Below are 14,190 nucleotides of genomic sequence, written 5' to 3' on the forward strand. Positions count from 1 at the left end.
TATTGATAGCAGTATATTAACAATTGAATATATTTCAAACAAACGATAAATATAGGAGGACCATTAATGAAAGATTTAAAATTTGAAAAACCAAGAACTAATGTTGAAGAAATCTCTGAACAGGGCCGCTATGGCAAGTTTGTCATCTCTCCACTTGAAAGAGGATTTGGTATCACATTAGGTAACGCATTACGTAGAACATTATTATCTTCTTTACCAGGTGCTGCAATCGTTAATGTTAAGATTGATGGTGCTGAGCATGAGTTCCAAAATGTTGATGGTGTTGTTGAAGATGTTATTACAATTATCTTAAATTTAAAGAGAATCGTATTAACTGTGGATTCTGATGATCCTAATTATGAAAAGACAATCGAAATCAACCGTGGTGAAGGAGAAGTAAATGCTGCTGATATCATTCATGATAATGATATTAAGGTTATTAACCCAGATCAGCATATCGCTACAGTTATGGCTGGTGGCGCACTTCATATGTTCTTAACCGTACGTCGTGGTGTTGGTTTTGTAAGTTCCGTTGCTAACAAAGAATATAGTAGATCTGTTGGCGTTATCGCTATTGACTCTATTTATACTCCTATTGTTAATGTAGCATTCAATGTTGAGAAGACTCGTGTTGAAGGTGTAAATGTTGCATCCTTCGACAAGTTAGAGATTGAGGTTACAACAAATGGCTCAATCACTGCTAAAGAAGCATTAGCTGTAGCTTCTAAGATGATGATTGAACACTTAAATGTTGTAGTTGAGCTTTCTGAAAAGGCTAATGAAACTGATTATATGATCGAAACAGAAGATGATAATCAGGGCCGCAAGCTAGATATGACAATCGATGAATTGGATTTAACCGTCCGTTCTTACAACTGCTTAAAGAGAGCAGGTATCAATACTGTTGGTGAATTAACAGAAAAGTCCGAAGAGGATATGATCAAGGTTCGTAACCTTGGTAGAAAGTCCTTAAAGGAAATCAAGGAAAAGCTTGAGACATTAGGTCTTGGCTTTAAGAAAAACTAATTAAAGGAGAAAAATATCATGGCATATAGTAGATTACGCCGTAGCTCCGATCAGAGAAAGGCATTACTTCGTGATTTAGTTACTGATTTAATCCTTAACGGAAAGATCGAAACTACAGTAGCAAAGGCAAAAGAGCTTAAGAGACTTGCAGACAAGATGGTAACATTAGGTAAGACTAATACATTAGCTTCTCGTCGTCAGGCAGCTGAATTCATTCGTTTTGAGAAGGATGCTGAAGGCAAGTTCGCTATTCAAAAGTTATTCAGCGAAATCGCTCCTAAGTTCGCAAACCGTAATGGTGGTTACACTCGTGTAATCAAGACTGGTTTCCGTCGTGGAGATGCAGCACCATTAGCAATTATCGAGTGGGTTGAATAATCCAAAAAAATGATTAAAGGCAGAGGGTTCTGCCTTTTTTTCTATTTTACAAGCGAATTGGTTTACCATCGACAAACAAAAATGATACAAACCCCGAGGGAAACACATTATTTCTAGTTTTTATCACAAAGATAATTTGTTAATGCTTTTTTTGAAAATAGTATGATATAATATTGTCAATAGGGCCATGTTTTCCCTATAAATTTTTTGGAAAAACGGAGATTATTTATGAATTTAAGAGAATTTGATAAGGACTTAGCAGAAGCTATCGATCATGAGCTTGAAAGACAAAGAACTCATATTGAGCTTATCGCTTCTGAAAATTTTGTTTCTAGAGCTGTTTTAGAGGCTCAGGGATCTATTCTTACCAATAAGTATGCAGAAGGCTATAGCGGAAAGAGATACTATGGTGGATGTGAGAATGTAGATGTTATTGAAACCCTAGCTATTGAGCGTGCAAAGGAATTATTCCATGCTGGATTCGCAAATGTTCAGCCACATTCAGGTGCATCCGCAAATTTAGCTGCATACAACGCGATTTTAATGCCAGGAGATACCATTTTAGGCATGTCCTTAGATGCAGGTGGACATTTAACTCATGGATATTCAGTTAATTTCTCTGGTAAGATTTATAAGGCAGTAAATTATGGCTTAACGAGTGAAGGCTATATTGATTATGATAAGGTAGAAGAAATTGCACTTGATGTATTACCTAATGTCATCGTTGCAGGTGCATCTGCATATTCTAGAATTATCGATTTTAAAAGATTTAAAGAAATTGCAGATAAGGTAACAGTAAAGGCAGGACGTAAGTGCTTCTTCATGGTGGATATGGCACATATTGCTGGTCTTGTTGCTGCAGGATTACATCCAAATCCACTTGAATATGCAGATGTTGTTACAACAACTACACATAAGACATTAAGAGGACCACGTGGTGGTATGATTTTAACAAATGATGAAGCTATTGCTAAAAAGGTAAACTCCAGTGTATTCCCAGGATGCCAGGGTGGACCTTTAGAGCATGTCATTGCTGCTAAGGCAGTATGCTTTAAGGAAGCTTTACAGCCTGAATTTAAGGAATATGCAACTCAGGTTGTTAAAAACTGTAAGGCACTTGCCGATGAGCTTAACCGTTTAGGCTATAAGCTTGTATCTGGTGGTACAGATAATCATTTAGTTTTAGTTGATATTTTTGATTCTGTTGGTGTAACTGGTAAGAAGGCAGAAAATATTTTACATTCTGTAAATATTACTTGTAATAAGAATGCCATTCCAAATGACACACAAAAGCCAACCATTACCTCTGGAGTACGTTTAGGTACTGCAGCCATTACTACAAGAGGCTTCAAGGAAGAAGATATGGTTAAAGTTGCAAATTGGATTGACCTTGCCTTAAGAAATAAGGATGATGAGGCAATGCTTGAAAGAATCAGAAAAGCTGTAATGGATATTATGGCTAAGCATCCATATTTAGAAGATTAATACTGTAATATAGATTCTTATACACAAAGGGGTGTATATAATGAAAAAAGTATTTATTATGTCAAATGACAAGACATTTGAAAGAGGAGTCATGGAGGCATTACCTATCTCTTTGTACAACGTCAGTACTCCAAGTGTTGAGGTAGCAAGCTTATATTCCTATATGCTTCAATTCCATCCAGATGTCATTATAATTCACAATTCCTACATAAAGGGCTACTATCGATTAATTGATATGCTATTGCAATCGAAGCGTCTTTATGTAATATATGCATCAGCACTTTTAGAGGAAGGTGCTCTATATAATGCTTTATCCTCTTCACGCTTTTTTATGATGGATGATAGGTCTTATTTTGGTTTGCCTATGATCATAAGAATTATGGAGCGTGACACCCAGTTAATTGAAGCCTATGCTTCTGAAAATGAAAAATTAAAAGCGAAGGTCTTAGAAGGCGGCTTAGTGAAAAAAGCTAAGAGCTATTTAATGGAAAATCGTCATATGAGCGAAGATGAAGCTTATAAATACATTTTAAAGCTTTCCATGGATAATCGATGCACTAAGGCAGAAATCGCAAAAAACATATTAAACGGGGTGGTTAAATGATCGAAAAGACAAAGGAAATTGCGAATGTGCGCAATCTTACTGTAAGTCTACCAACCATTCGTTATGTTGACCCAGATTACATTTATATGGGTGTAACGAATGCTAGATGTAGCGAAGGTGAAATCTGGGTAAAGGTTGGTGACCACGTTAAGGTTGGACAAACCATTGGCATGCGTAAGGGTCCATTTTTTGATCAGCCGATTCAATCAACGGTAAGCGGTGAGGTTGTTGGAATCGTAAAAAAGTTTCACCGAAACGGCAAGCTCTTAGATTTTTATAAGATTAAAAATGATAAAAAGGATGAGTTTGTTGAAACAGCTATAGAAAGAACGAAGGAAGAGATTAAAAAGCTAACACGGGAGGACTTTGTCCAAATTACGAAGGACATGGCTCTTGTTGGCTTGGGAGGCTCTTCCTTTCCTACTTATATAAAGCTTCAAACAAAGGATCCAATTGATACAATTTTAATTAACGCAGTAGAGTGTGAGCCATATTTATCTGCAGACCATAGACTTGTAATGGAATTCCCTTATAGAATCTATAATGGAATATCCTATGCTATGCAGGCCTTAGGTGCGAAAAGAGCATATATTTGTATAAAAAAGAAATACCAGGATTTATATGATTGCTTATCTATTGCAAAAACAAGATTTCCAGATTTAAATTGTGAAATAAAAAGAGTAGGGAATTATTACCCGCAGGGCTGGGAAATTGAACTAATTCATAGTGCTCTTGGAATTCGGGTACCCGCTGGGGTATTACCTGCAAAGCTTGGAGTAATGGTATTTAACGTATCCACAATTGTAGGCTTATATAAGGCTATAAGATATAATATTCCAGTTGTAAAAAGAAATTTTACATTGACTGGTGATGGTATTACCGTCCCACAAAATTATAGAGTAAGGTTAGGTACATCCTTACAGGAATTAATTGAAATGAGCGGTGGCTATAAGGGGGATGACAATAAAGTTCTTATCCTAGGTGGCCCTATGATGGGTGCAAATTTGGTTAGGGATGATGCAGTTATTACAAAAACATGTACCTCATGTATTATATTAAATGAGCATAAGTTTAAGGAAGAGCCTTGTGTAAGATGTGCATCCTGTGTTTATTCCTGTCCTGTTGGATTACAGCCTGTACAGATTATGCAAGCCGTAAAGAATAACGATAAAGAAGCTCTTGAAAAGAAATTAAATATAAAGGCATGTATCCTTTGTGGTATGTGTACATATACATGTACTTCTAAAATACATTTAACGGAATATTGCCGTAAGGCAAAGAAGATGATAGGGGGTGTAAAGAAATGAGATTAGTCGCTCAAACAGCTCCTTATATTCGTAAGAATGTATCTGTAGGACGAATGATGTTAGATGTATTGGTTGCATTATTCCCCATTACTTTATTTTCTATGATTCAAAATGGTTGGAAGGGGATATATGTATTTCTAATATCTATTATTACTATGCTATTTTTTGAGCTTTTTATCCATATGCTTATCAAATGGCCAAAGGATATGCAAAAAAAGGAATTATTTACGAAAAAGGGCTTTAAAAAAGTATTAGAAACCTATTCTATAAATAATATCTATGCCCCATTAATTTCAGCTATCATTTATTCTTTAATATTACCTGCAAATACAGCACCTTATGTTGTTTTTGTTGGTGCGACCTTTGGTATAGTCATTGGTAAAATGGTTTTTGGTGGGCTTGGGCAAAATATTTTCAATCCAGCTTGTGCAGGAAGAATCTTTGTTTCCATTTGCTTCCCACTGTCCTATACGAATTCTGGTGCAAACCTAGATTTAGTTTCTGGTGCTACTCCACTTACAAGCACAAACGGTGGAAAATTAGATAGCTTCGGTAATTATTCCTTACTTGATTTATTCATTGGAAATAGACCAGGTTCCATGGGTGAGGTATGTATTTTATTCATTCTTGTAGGAGCTATCTATTTATTAATTAGAAGAAGTGCAGATTTTAGAGCTATGCTCGGGTATATATTCGCATTTTCTTTTGTAATGCTTATTTCAAGCATTGCCTATTATTTTGGTGTATCTAAAGAAAAATCTGTAATGGAAATGTGGCTTTACCAGATATTATCTGGCGGAATGATATTCGCTGGTGTATTTATGATTACAGACCCAGTAACGAGCCCAACATCGAAATTTGGTAGGTTGTACTATGCTGCATCTGCTGGTATGATTACCGCATTAATTCGAATTTGTGGTTCTTACCCTGAAGGAGCTGCATTCTCCATTTTAATTATGAATATGTTTACTCCATGTATCGATTATTTTATGAGAGGTAAGCCAAATCGATATACGTGGAAGCAAAATTTAATTTTATGTGGAACAATGGTATTATTTATTGGTATTATTGTTGCATATATCCTTACATCAAAGGGTGGTGGTAGCTTATGAAAAGATACGCATATGTTTCCTTAATCTTAGGAGCTATCGCACTTGTTTGTGCAACCTTAATTGCTTTAATGAATATGCTTACTCGTCCTATTATCGAAAAAAGCGATGAAGAAAAAATTAAGGAAACTTACACAAAGATTTTTATGGATTATGATTCTAGCCAGAGTGTTGATTTTATAAAGGATGAAAAAGGATATATTAAAGAAAAAAGAATAGTCTATGATAAAAATCATAATTCCTTAGGATATATTTATACCACAAGTGGTAAAAATGCTTATGGTGAAATATCCTTAATGATAGGTATTTTCGATGGTAATGTTTTAGATGTAGAATTCTTAGTGAATACAGAATCCTTCCAGGATACTGTAAATTCTCATGTGAAAAATAAATATCCATCCTCAAAGGAAAATGTTATAGAAATCAATATCTATGGTAAAGAGGATAGAATGGATATAAATGCATTATCTAAAGAAGAAATAAATAATATAGATGTAAAATGTGGTGCTACCTTTGGTGCAACCTTAGTGAAGCAAATGGTTTTAGCTGTAGTAGAGGAGGAAGCATTATGAAAAAGATTTCCTTAAAGAAAACTTTACTGGCTGGAATTATTACAGAAAATCCAGTATTTGTATCCTTACTTGGTATGTGCGCTACTTTAGCTACAACAAAATCTATAGAAGCCGCATTTGGTATGGGAATTATGGTTTTACTTGTATTAATTGGCTCTAATGTATTAATTTCTTTATTAAGAAATATAATACCTTCTGAGGCTAAAATTCCATGCTATATTATCATTATTGCGACATTTGTAACGATTGTAAAAATGCTATGTGAGGCCTTCATTCCAGCATTATATTCTGGCCTTGGAGTGTTTATTTCCTTAATTGTTGTAAACTGTATTATCTTAGGTAGAGCAGAAGCATTTGCTTCTAAAAATGGCGTAGCCTATTCCTTGGTAGATGCAGTAGGTACAGGTATTGGCTTTACAATGGCGGTTTGTGTTGTTGCCTTCATTCGAGAAATACTTGGTACTGGGGCAATTACTATAGGAGTATATTTCCCACTACCTGTAAAGATTGTATTCCAAATATATCCAAGCAATCTTGCAATTCCTATCTTTGTAGAGCCTACTGGTGGGTTCTTAACCCTAGGATTAGTTTTAGCATTCTTAGCCTATATGAAGAATAGAAAGGATAGTAAGATAGCTAAAATAGCAAAGGAGAAGAAGGCTTTAGAAAAAAAGAATATGGAAAATAAGCTAGAAAAGGAGGCAGTAAAATAATATGAATTATATCATTATGTTTTTACTAGTAATGGTAAATTATGCCATTATAAATAATGTCATCCTTTCTCAGTTTTATGGTATTTGTCCATTCTTAGGTGTATCGAAAAAGCCTACGGCATCCTTAGGTATGGGCATTGCTGTAATATTTGTCATTGTACTAGCTAGTGCGATTTGCTGGCCAATATATCAACTCCTTGCTTTAGCAGGTATTCCATTTATGGATACCATAACCTATATTTTAGTTATTGCATCCTTAGTTCAGCTCATTGAAATGGTTATAAAAAAATATTCACCAACGCTTTATAAAGCCTTAGGTGTATATTTACCACTGATTACAACCAATTGTGCTGTTTTAGGTGTCGTACAAGGAAATACAGACCAAGGATTCGATTTTGGTACCTCTATGGCAACTGCCTTAGGTACTTCCTTGGGATTTGCGATTATCATCTTCGTCTTTTCTACAATCCGATATAAGCTGGATGCTTCTGATTGCCCTAAGGCATTCAAAGGCATTCCGATTGCCCTTATTACTGCAGCCCTAATGGCTATGGCATTCTTAGGACTATCCGGAATGATTCAAATATAATGAATAAATATTTAATTATTAGTATTCTTGTTATAGTCTTATTGGTAGGTGTATTCTTCTTAAGCTATTTCTTAAATAAAAAAACTCCCATACCTAAAGGGTGTGAGGATTTAAGAATAGGTAAGGAAGGATGTATGGGCTGTAAAAATTTGGATTGTAGTATAAGATTTAAGCTTGATATAAAAAAGATTGAAGAAGATATAGAAGAAAAGGAGGAATAGGTGTTGGAAATATTATGGGCTGTATTCATTCTTGCAGGACTTGGGCTTGTCTTAGGGCTTGGTCTTGCCATAGCATCTAAAATCTTCCATGTTGAGGTGGATACTAAAGTTGAGGATATAACAGGTATTTTACCTAATGTGAATTGCGGTGCATGTGGATACCCAGGATGTAGTGGCTTTGCAGAGGCGATAGTAAATGGCACTGCAGAAAGCTTAAGTCAGTGTAAGCCAGGCGCAAAATCTGGTAAACCTGAGGAGATAAGAAAGTATTTAGATAGCCATCCAAACCAGGATGGATCTATAAACCCAATTAAAGTGAAATAGATTTTGGGAGCTTGTGCTCCCTTTTTCTAATTTGACATTATTTCTAATTCGTATATAATTTAAAAAAAGATACGGAGGAAATACTATGGAAAATCTAGATGAAGAGATTATTAAAGAAAATAGTGAATTGAAAAACCAAGAACCATTAAAGAAGAATAAAAAAAGAAATATTGTAGCTTATGTATTTTCTGGATTAACGATTCCTTTAGGATTCATTACTCTTTTTTTCTTAGATACTGCAAGTAAGCTTCTTGGATCAGATCCCGCGGAGGTTGGTGGCGTTGCAGAAGCCTTCGGTGCAGCACTAGGTACAGCAATTGCTGTAGCCGTTGCTATTCTATTTGCCATTATGGCAGGTATTGCAGCTTTTGTTTTTGGTATTATTTCGATATCCATTTTATCTACCTGCATAAAGAAAACAGAAAAGAAGAGAAAGGTTGCAAATATTGTAATGTTATCTATAGTTTGTGCTGTTTTAGTTTCAATTATTATAGGAATGATATTGGTATTATTTGTATTCCCAAATATGGGAAGCCAAGCGAGCATGGCTTTAATGATGAGATAGCAATTATGCTATCTTTTCTTTTTCCAATAACATTTTTAAAATTTCGTGATAAAATTAGTATAAAGGTGGTGTTGTTTATGAAAAAGAACAACTTAAAGGCTTGGCTATACCTACTTCCTGCCTTTATCTTTTTAGGATTTTTTACCATTTATCCACTGGTGGATATATTTGTATATTCCTTTGAAGAAAACTTCCAATTTACAAGTGAGGCAACAGGAATAGGCTTTGGAAACTATAACTTTGTACTTAACGATGAAAAATTTTTATCTGCAGTAAGAAATACCTTGATTTTAGTTATTATTACTGTTCCATTATCTACGATAATTGCATTACTGATTTCCGTAGGATTAAACAGAATTAAATTCTTAAGAAAAATATTTGAGACTATATTTTTCTTGCCCTATGTTACAAACACATTAGCTGTAGGTATGGTATTTATGCTACTTTTCAATAAGGAATCAAGTGAAAATGTAGGTATTGTAAACTCCATTTTAGGTGTATTTGGTATTAACGCTATCGATTGGGTTGGACCAACCTCAAGCTACGCAGCTAAAATGTTTGTTCTATGCTTTTACACTGTTTGGTATGTAATGCCTTTTAAAATCTTGGTTTTGACAGGCGCAATAGCTTCTGTCAGAAAGGATTATTATCAGGCTGCAGCAGTAGATGGAGCATCGAGATTTACTGTGTTTAAAAGGATTACAGTACCTATGATATCTCCAATGATTTCTTATTTGATCATTACTGGATTTATTGGTGCATTTAAATCCTATAGTGATGCTGTAGCCTTATTTGGTGAGGATTTAGATAATGCTGGTATGAATACGATTGTTGGTTATGTATATAATCAACTCTATTCCAACACAGGTGGATATCCATCTAGAGCTAGCGCAGCTGCAATTATTCTATTCTTTATTATTTTAGCGATTACATGCATTAATCTACTTGTAAGTAGAAAGCATGTTCATTACTAGGAGGTATAATATGGAAGCAATAAAAATGGATACCTCTAAAAAAAGCATTCGTGCTTATAATACCCTAAGAATTATTGGAAAGGTTATTATATATTTCTTTTTAATTGCCTGGGGTGTTATTGTATTATTCCCATTTTATTTTATGATAATTACATCCTTCAAGGAATTTGCTACCTATGCGTATACATCCTTAGATATTTATGTTATGTACCCAACCTTCGACAATTATAAGAGTGCTTGGGTAGATGTAGATATGATTGGATATTTATTAAATACTTTAATCTTTTCTTTAGTTACAACAGCGATTATGTTAGTTGTATCCACCCTAGCGGCATTTGCCTTTGCAAGATTAGAATTTAAGGGCAAGAATTTCGTATTTACACTATTTTTAGCTATGATGATGATTCCTAATGAATTAGTAATTATTACAAATTTTGTAACGATTACGAATGCTGGATTAACAAATTCCTATACGGGTTTAATATTACCATCGGTATTATCTGTATTTTATATTTATCTGTTAAGACAAAATTTCATGCAGGTACCAGATTCTATGTATTATGCTGCAAAGATGGATGGTCTATCGGATATGAAATATTTATTAAAGGTTTTAATACCTTTATCGAAACCTACAATTATTACAATTATTATTTTAAAGCTAATTGAATGCTGGAATTCCTATGTATGGCCAAGATTAATTACTTCAGAAGTAGAAGGTCAAAAGAGCTATTTCTTAGTAAGTAATGCGATTGAGGCAATGAGAAATTCAGGCTTTGGTAAATCGAATATGCCAGCCATGATGGCAGCGGTAGTCATTGTATCCATACCACTTTTAATTCTTTTTGCAATATTTAGAAATCAAATTATGTCTGGTGTTGCAAGAACAGGTACGAAGGGATAGTGATCATATGAAAAAGAAATTACTAGCTCTTGAACTTTTAAGTCTTTCTATCATTACATTATGTAGCTGTCACCATGTAATGAGTCATGAAAAATTTATAGTGCCTACAACTTTCGATGAAAATAAGCAATATACAATATCCTTTTGGGCAAAGAATGATTCTGACCAAAGACAGGTAGATGTTTACAAAAAAGCCATATCTGAATTTAATGAATACTATCCAAATATTACCATTGAGCTTAGAAATTTTACCTCATATCCAGATATATATAGAGAGGTATTAGTAAATCTAAATACAGATACAGCACCAAATGTATGTATCTCCTACCCAGATAATGTTGCAACCTATCTAGAAAGTGAAAATTCTGTTGTTGCCTTAGGGGATTTAATGAAGGATTCCAATTATGGACTTAATGGCTCTTTATTAAAATTTAAGCCTATTGGAGAGGATGGTATTGTAGATTCCTTTTTACATGAGGGAATCATTAATGATGAATATTATACTATTCCATATATGCGTTCAACAGAAGCCCTATATATTAATAAAACCTATGTAGAAAGACTAGGATTTGAAATTCCAAGCGTACCAAGCTGGGATTGGCTTTGGGAGGTTGCAGCTAAGGCGGTAGAGGAAAGAGAGGGTGGAACTAGTGTTACATCAAAAACAGATCCATCTAAGGATTTTAAGCCGTTAATTTATAAATCAAGTGATAACTGGCTAATACAATATCTAGCTCAAGCAAATATTAAATATACAACTAAGGATAGCGATGTATTATTATTTAACGACGATACAACGAAATTCTTATTGGATTTAAAGGATAAATGTAAGAATAAGAAGTATTACGAGGTATTCTCTAATTCGAGCCATTATCCTGGAGATTTAATTAATGTTTGGGATGCCATCTTTGGAATTGATTCCACAGCTGGTGCAACCTGGATTGGCTTTGATTCTCCTCAGGGAGCATCCTCCTTGGGCTATGAGAGCTTTGAAACGGAATTAACTGTAATACCTCAGGTAGATGTAAGTAACCCTAAGATGATCTCTCAAGGACCATCCATTTGCTTATTCAATAAAGCGGATAGTGGAGTGGTTATGGCATCGTGGCTATTTGCTCAATATTTATTATCGGATTCTATTCAAATGGCATATCAAAAGACAGAGGGCTATTTACCTGTCACAAAAAGCGTATTAAATGGCGAAGAATTCAAGAATTATTTAAATTCTGATGAAATATATCCTGGCTGTAAAAAAGCTAAGGAATTATTGTTAAATAATCTAGATAAGACCTTTATTACTCCAGTGTTTAATGGATCTGCCGATGTAAGAAGCGCAGCTGGTTCTTTAATTAATGCCGTATCAACGGCAACAAACGCCTTCCAAACCGAAAGTGCAATAAAGGATAAATTATATCCTCAAGCTATTAAGAATTATGATTTGACAGAATTATATAACAACACAAATTTTGATAGCGAAATAGAAGAAGATCCAAAAGAGGAAATCAGTTCAAATGATATGCAGGCATGGAAATATATTCTTATCATCGGTCTTATTTCCGTTTGGGTTGGCTTAATTGCATACTTTATTTATTCATTTATAAAGAAGAAAAAGCAAGAATAATTGACTAAAATTCAATAGAATATTATAATTAAATTACATTGAAAAAGGAGAAAATAAAAATGAAATTAAAAAAATTGTTTGCAATTTCAGCTATCGCTGGTGTTGCACTTCTTGCAAGCTGTAATAATGGTGGGGAAACTACAACAGAAACAAAAGCCCCAGAAACTACAACAGAAACTGTAACAGAAACAACTACAAAGGCTCCAGAGCCTACAACTACAGTAGCAACTAACGTTTTATCCTATGATGAATACATAGCTGCAGAGGTTGGTTCTGAGGTTACCATTGAGGCATATATTACCGGTAGAACTACTTGGTATAATAATGCAGCAAGCTTCTATTTAGCTGATGATAATGGTGGATATTATGTATATAACCTACCATGTACAGAAGAAGAATATGCAAGCTTAGTTATCGCTAAGAAGCTACAGGTAACAGGTGCAAAGGCTGAATGGAAGGGCGAAGTTGAAATCAACTGTCAAACTGTAACAGAAAATGCAGGCTGGCAATTATGTGATGGCGAGGTTTTCAATCCTTCTAGCGCAAATGTCACAAGCATTGCTAAGGAAGTATTAGATAATTATAAGAATCGAGCTGTTAAGGCATTAGGCTTAACAGTTACTAAGGCTCCATATACAAACTTTGAAGATTTCACATTAGAACCTAAAGCAGGTGCAGATGTTTATTTTGAGGTTAAGGATGATGCTGGTAATGTATCTACCTTTGTTGTAGAAGCATATTTAGAGAATTCTCAATATGGTTCTGATGTATATAATGCTGTATGTGCACTTAATGTTGGCGATAGAATTGACCTTGAAGGATTTGTATATTATTGGGAAAATCCACAGCTACAGGTTACAGGCTTAACTAAGGTATTCTCTTATGATGAATATATTGCTGCAGCAGTAAATGAAGAAGTAACGATTCAGGCATATATTGCATCAAGAACTACTTGGTATAATAATGCAGCAAGCTTCTATTTGGCTGATGATAATGGTGGATATTATGTATATAACCTACCTTGTACAGAGGATGAATATAATAACTTACTAGTTAAGGGCGCCTTCGTTGAAATCACTGGTGCAAAGAGTGAATGGAAGGGCGAAGTTGAAATTAACGGTCAAACTGCAACAGAAAATGCAGGCTATATCGTGTTAGGTGCTTCTAAGACTTATGATGCAATTTTAGTTGACGATATTGCAAAGGCTACTTTAGATTTATATAAGAATCAATTAGTAAAGACAAAGGAGTTAACAGTTACTAAGGCTCCATATACAAACTTTGAAGATTTCACATTAGCTCCAAAAGCAGGTACAGATGTTTATGTTGAGGTAACGGATGGTACAAATACATTCTTATTTGTTGTAGAAGCATATTTAGAGGATTCCTTATATGATTCTAGCACATATAAAAATGTATGTGCTCTTCATGTAGGTGATAAAGTTGTTTTAGAAGGTTTCATCTATTATTGGGAAAATCCTCAAATGCAAATTACAAAATGTGATATTTTAGCATAATATTAGGAAGGCTTAGGCCTTCCTTTTTTGGTTATTTAAATTATAAGTAGTGTACCGTATTTTACATCTCTACCTATAGGTAGTAGGTGCTTTAAAATGTATATGGTGCAACTTAAACTACAAGATACAAGGAGAGATAAACCCATTTTTTTCAAGTCAATATTATTAAACATGTAGCATTTCTATAATAGCTATTTAAAAACACTTAAAAATCTTTTATAATTGAATTAGAAATAACGATTCAATTATAAGGAGGAATTATGGCAAATACTGGCTTAAAACCC

The 14,190-nt window shown here is 34.3% G+C and carries 16 protein-coding genes; all 16 read left to right on the forward strand.

Features of this window, described 5'->3' with window-relative positions:
- Window positions 1-66: 66 nt before the first annotated feature.
- On the forward strand, window positions 67-1,026 hold the full coding sequence (locus SPJ17_RS00440) for a DNA-directed RNA polymerase subunit alpha (RefSeq protein ID WP_321091649.1): 960 nt from the start codon (window positions 67-69) through the stop codon (window positions 1,024-1,026).
- Window positions 1,027-1,044: 18 nt separating this feature from the next.
- On the forward strand, window positions 1,045-1,404 hold the full coding sequence (rplQ, locus tag SPJ17_RS00445; RefSeq protein WP_321091651.1) for a 50S ribosomal protein L17: 360 nt from the start codon (window positions 1,045-1,047) through the stop codon (window positions 1,402-1,404).
- A 228-nt stretch (window positions 1,405-1,632) separates the two neighbouring features.
- Window positions 1,633-2,889 carry a serine hydroxymethyltransferase gene (gene glyA / locus SPJ17_RS00450; protein WP_321091653.1) on the forward strand — a complete coding sequence of 419 codons (1,257 nt, stop codon included), beginning with the start codon at window positions 1,633-1,635 and terminating at the stop codon, window positions 2,887-2,889.
- A 40-nt stretch (window positions 2,890-2,929) separates the two neighbouring features.
- Window positions 2,930-3,493, forward strand: coding sequence for an ANTAR domain-containing protein (locus tag SPJ17_RS00455; protein WP_321091656.1), 564 nt, complete (start codon window positions 2,930-2,932; stop codon window positions 3,491-3,493).
- Window positions 3,490-4,800, forward strand: coding sequence for an RnfABCDGE type electron transport complex subunit C (locus SPJ17_RS00460; RefSeq protein WP_321091658.1), 1,311 nt, complete (start codon window positions 3,490-3,492; stop codon window positions 4,798-4,800). The genes SPJ17_RS00455 and SPJ17_RS00460 overlap by 4 nt, the downstream gene beginning before the upstream one ends.
- Entirely contained in the window at window positions 4,797-5,912 is a 1,116-nt protein-coding gene (locus SPJ17_RS00465; protein WP_321091661.1) for an RnfABCDGE type electron transport complex subunit D, read from the forward strand. The genes SPJ17_RS00460 and SPJ17_RS00465 overlap by 4 nt, the downstream gene beginning before the upstream one ends.
- Window positions 5,909-6,481 carry a hypothetical protein gene (locus SPJ17_RS00470; RefSeq protein ID WP_321091663.1) on the forward strand — a complete coding sequence of 191 codons (573 nt, stop codon included), beginning with the start codon at window positions 5,909-5,911 and terminating at the stop codon, window positions 6,479-6,481. Before SPJ17_RS00465 ends, SPJ17_RS00470 begins: the two co-directional genes overlap by 4 nt.
- Window positions 6,478-7,194, forward strand: a complete 717-nt coding sequence (gene rsxE, locus SPJ17_RS00475) for an electron transport complex subunit RsxE (protein ID WP_321091665.1) — start codon at window positions 6,478-6,480, stop codon at window positions 7,192-7,194. The genes SPJ17_RS00470 and rsxE overlap by 4 nt, the downstream gene beginning before the upstream one ends.
- Window position 7,195: 1 nt before the next feature.
- Complete coding sequence (locus SPJ17_RS00480) at window positions 7,196-7,783, forward strand: Rnf-Nqr domain containing protein (RefSeq protein ID WP_321091668.1); 588 nt, start codon at window positions 7,196-7,198, stop codon at window positions 7,781-7,783.
- Window positions 7,783-8,004: a hypothetical protein gene (locus SPJ17_RS00485; RefSeq protein ID WP_321091671.1), complete on the forward strand. Its 222-nt coding sequence runs from the start codon at window positions 7,783-7,785 to the stop codon at window positions 8,002-8,004. Before SPJ17_RS00480 ends, SPJ17_RS00485 begins: the two co-directional genes overlap by 1 nt.
- 3 nt (window positions 8,005-8,007) lie before the next feature.
- A complete protein-coding gene (locus tag SPJ17_RS00490; protein WP_321091673.1) occupies window positions 8,008-8,328 on the forward strand; it encodes an RnfABCDGE type electron transport complex subunit B in 321 nt (106 codons plus the stop codon).
- 85 nt (window positions 8,329-8,413) lie between these two features.
- Entirely contained in the window at window positions 8,414-8,893 is a 480-nt protein-coding gene (locus SPJ17_RS00495) for a hypothetical protein (RefSeq protein ID WP_321091675.1), read from the forward strand.
- Between the two features lie 77 nt (window positions 8,894-8,970).
- Window positions 8,971-9,867: a sugar ABC transporter permease gene (locus SPJ17_RS00500; protein WP_321091677.1), complete on the forward strand. Its 897-nt coding sequence runs from the start codon at window positions 8,971-8,973 to the stop codon at window positions 9,865-9,867.
- A gap of 10 nt (window positions 9,868-9,877) precedes the next feature.
- Window positions 9,878-10,768 carry a carbohydrate ABC transporter permease gene (locus SPJ17_RS00505; protein ID WP_321091680.1) on the forward strand — a complete coding sequence of 297 codons (891 nt, stop codon included), beginning with the start codon at window positions 9,878-9,880 and terminating at the stop codon, window positions 10,766-10,768.
- Window positions 10,769-10,775: 7 nt separating this feature from the next.
- The gene (locus SPJ17_RS00510) at window positions 10,776-12,389 is read left to right on the forward strand and encodes an extracellular solute-binding protein (protein WP_321091683.1); all 1,614 of its coding nucleotides are present in this window, start codon (window positions 10,776-10,778) and stop codon (window positions 12,387-12,389) included.
- A gap of 59 nt (window positions 12,390-12,448) precedes the next feature.
- Entirely contained in the window at window positions 12,449-13,906 is a 1,458-nt protein-coding gene (locus tag SPJ17_RS00515; RefSeq protein ID WP_321091685.1) for a hypothetical protein, read from the forward strand.
- Window positions 13,907-14,190: the final 284 nt, after the last annotated feature.

It is taken from the genome of Anaeroplasma sp. (assembly GCF_034179385.1).
Lineage (GTDB): Bacteria > Bacillota_I > Bacilli_A > Acholeplasmatales > Anaeroplasmataceae > Anaeroplasma.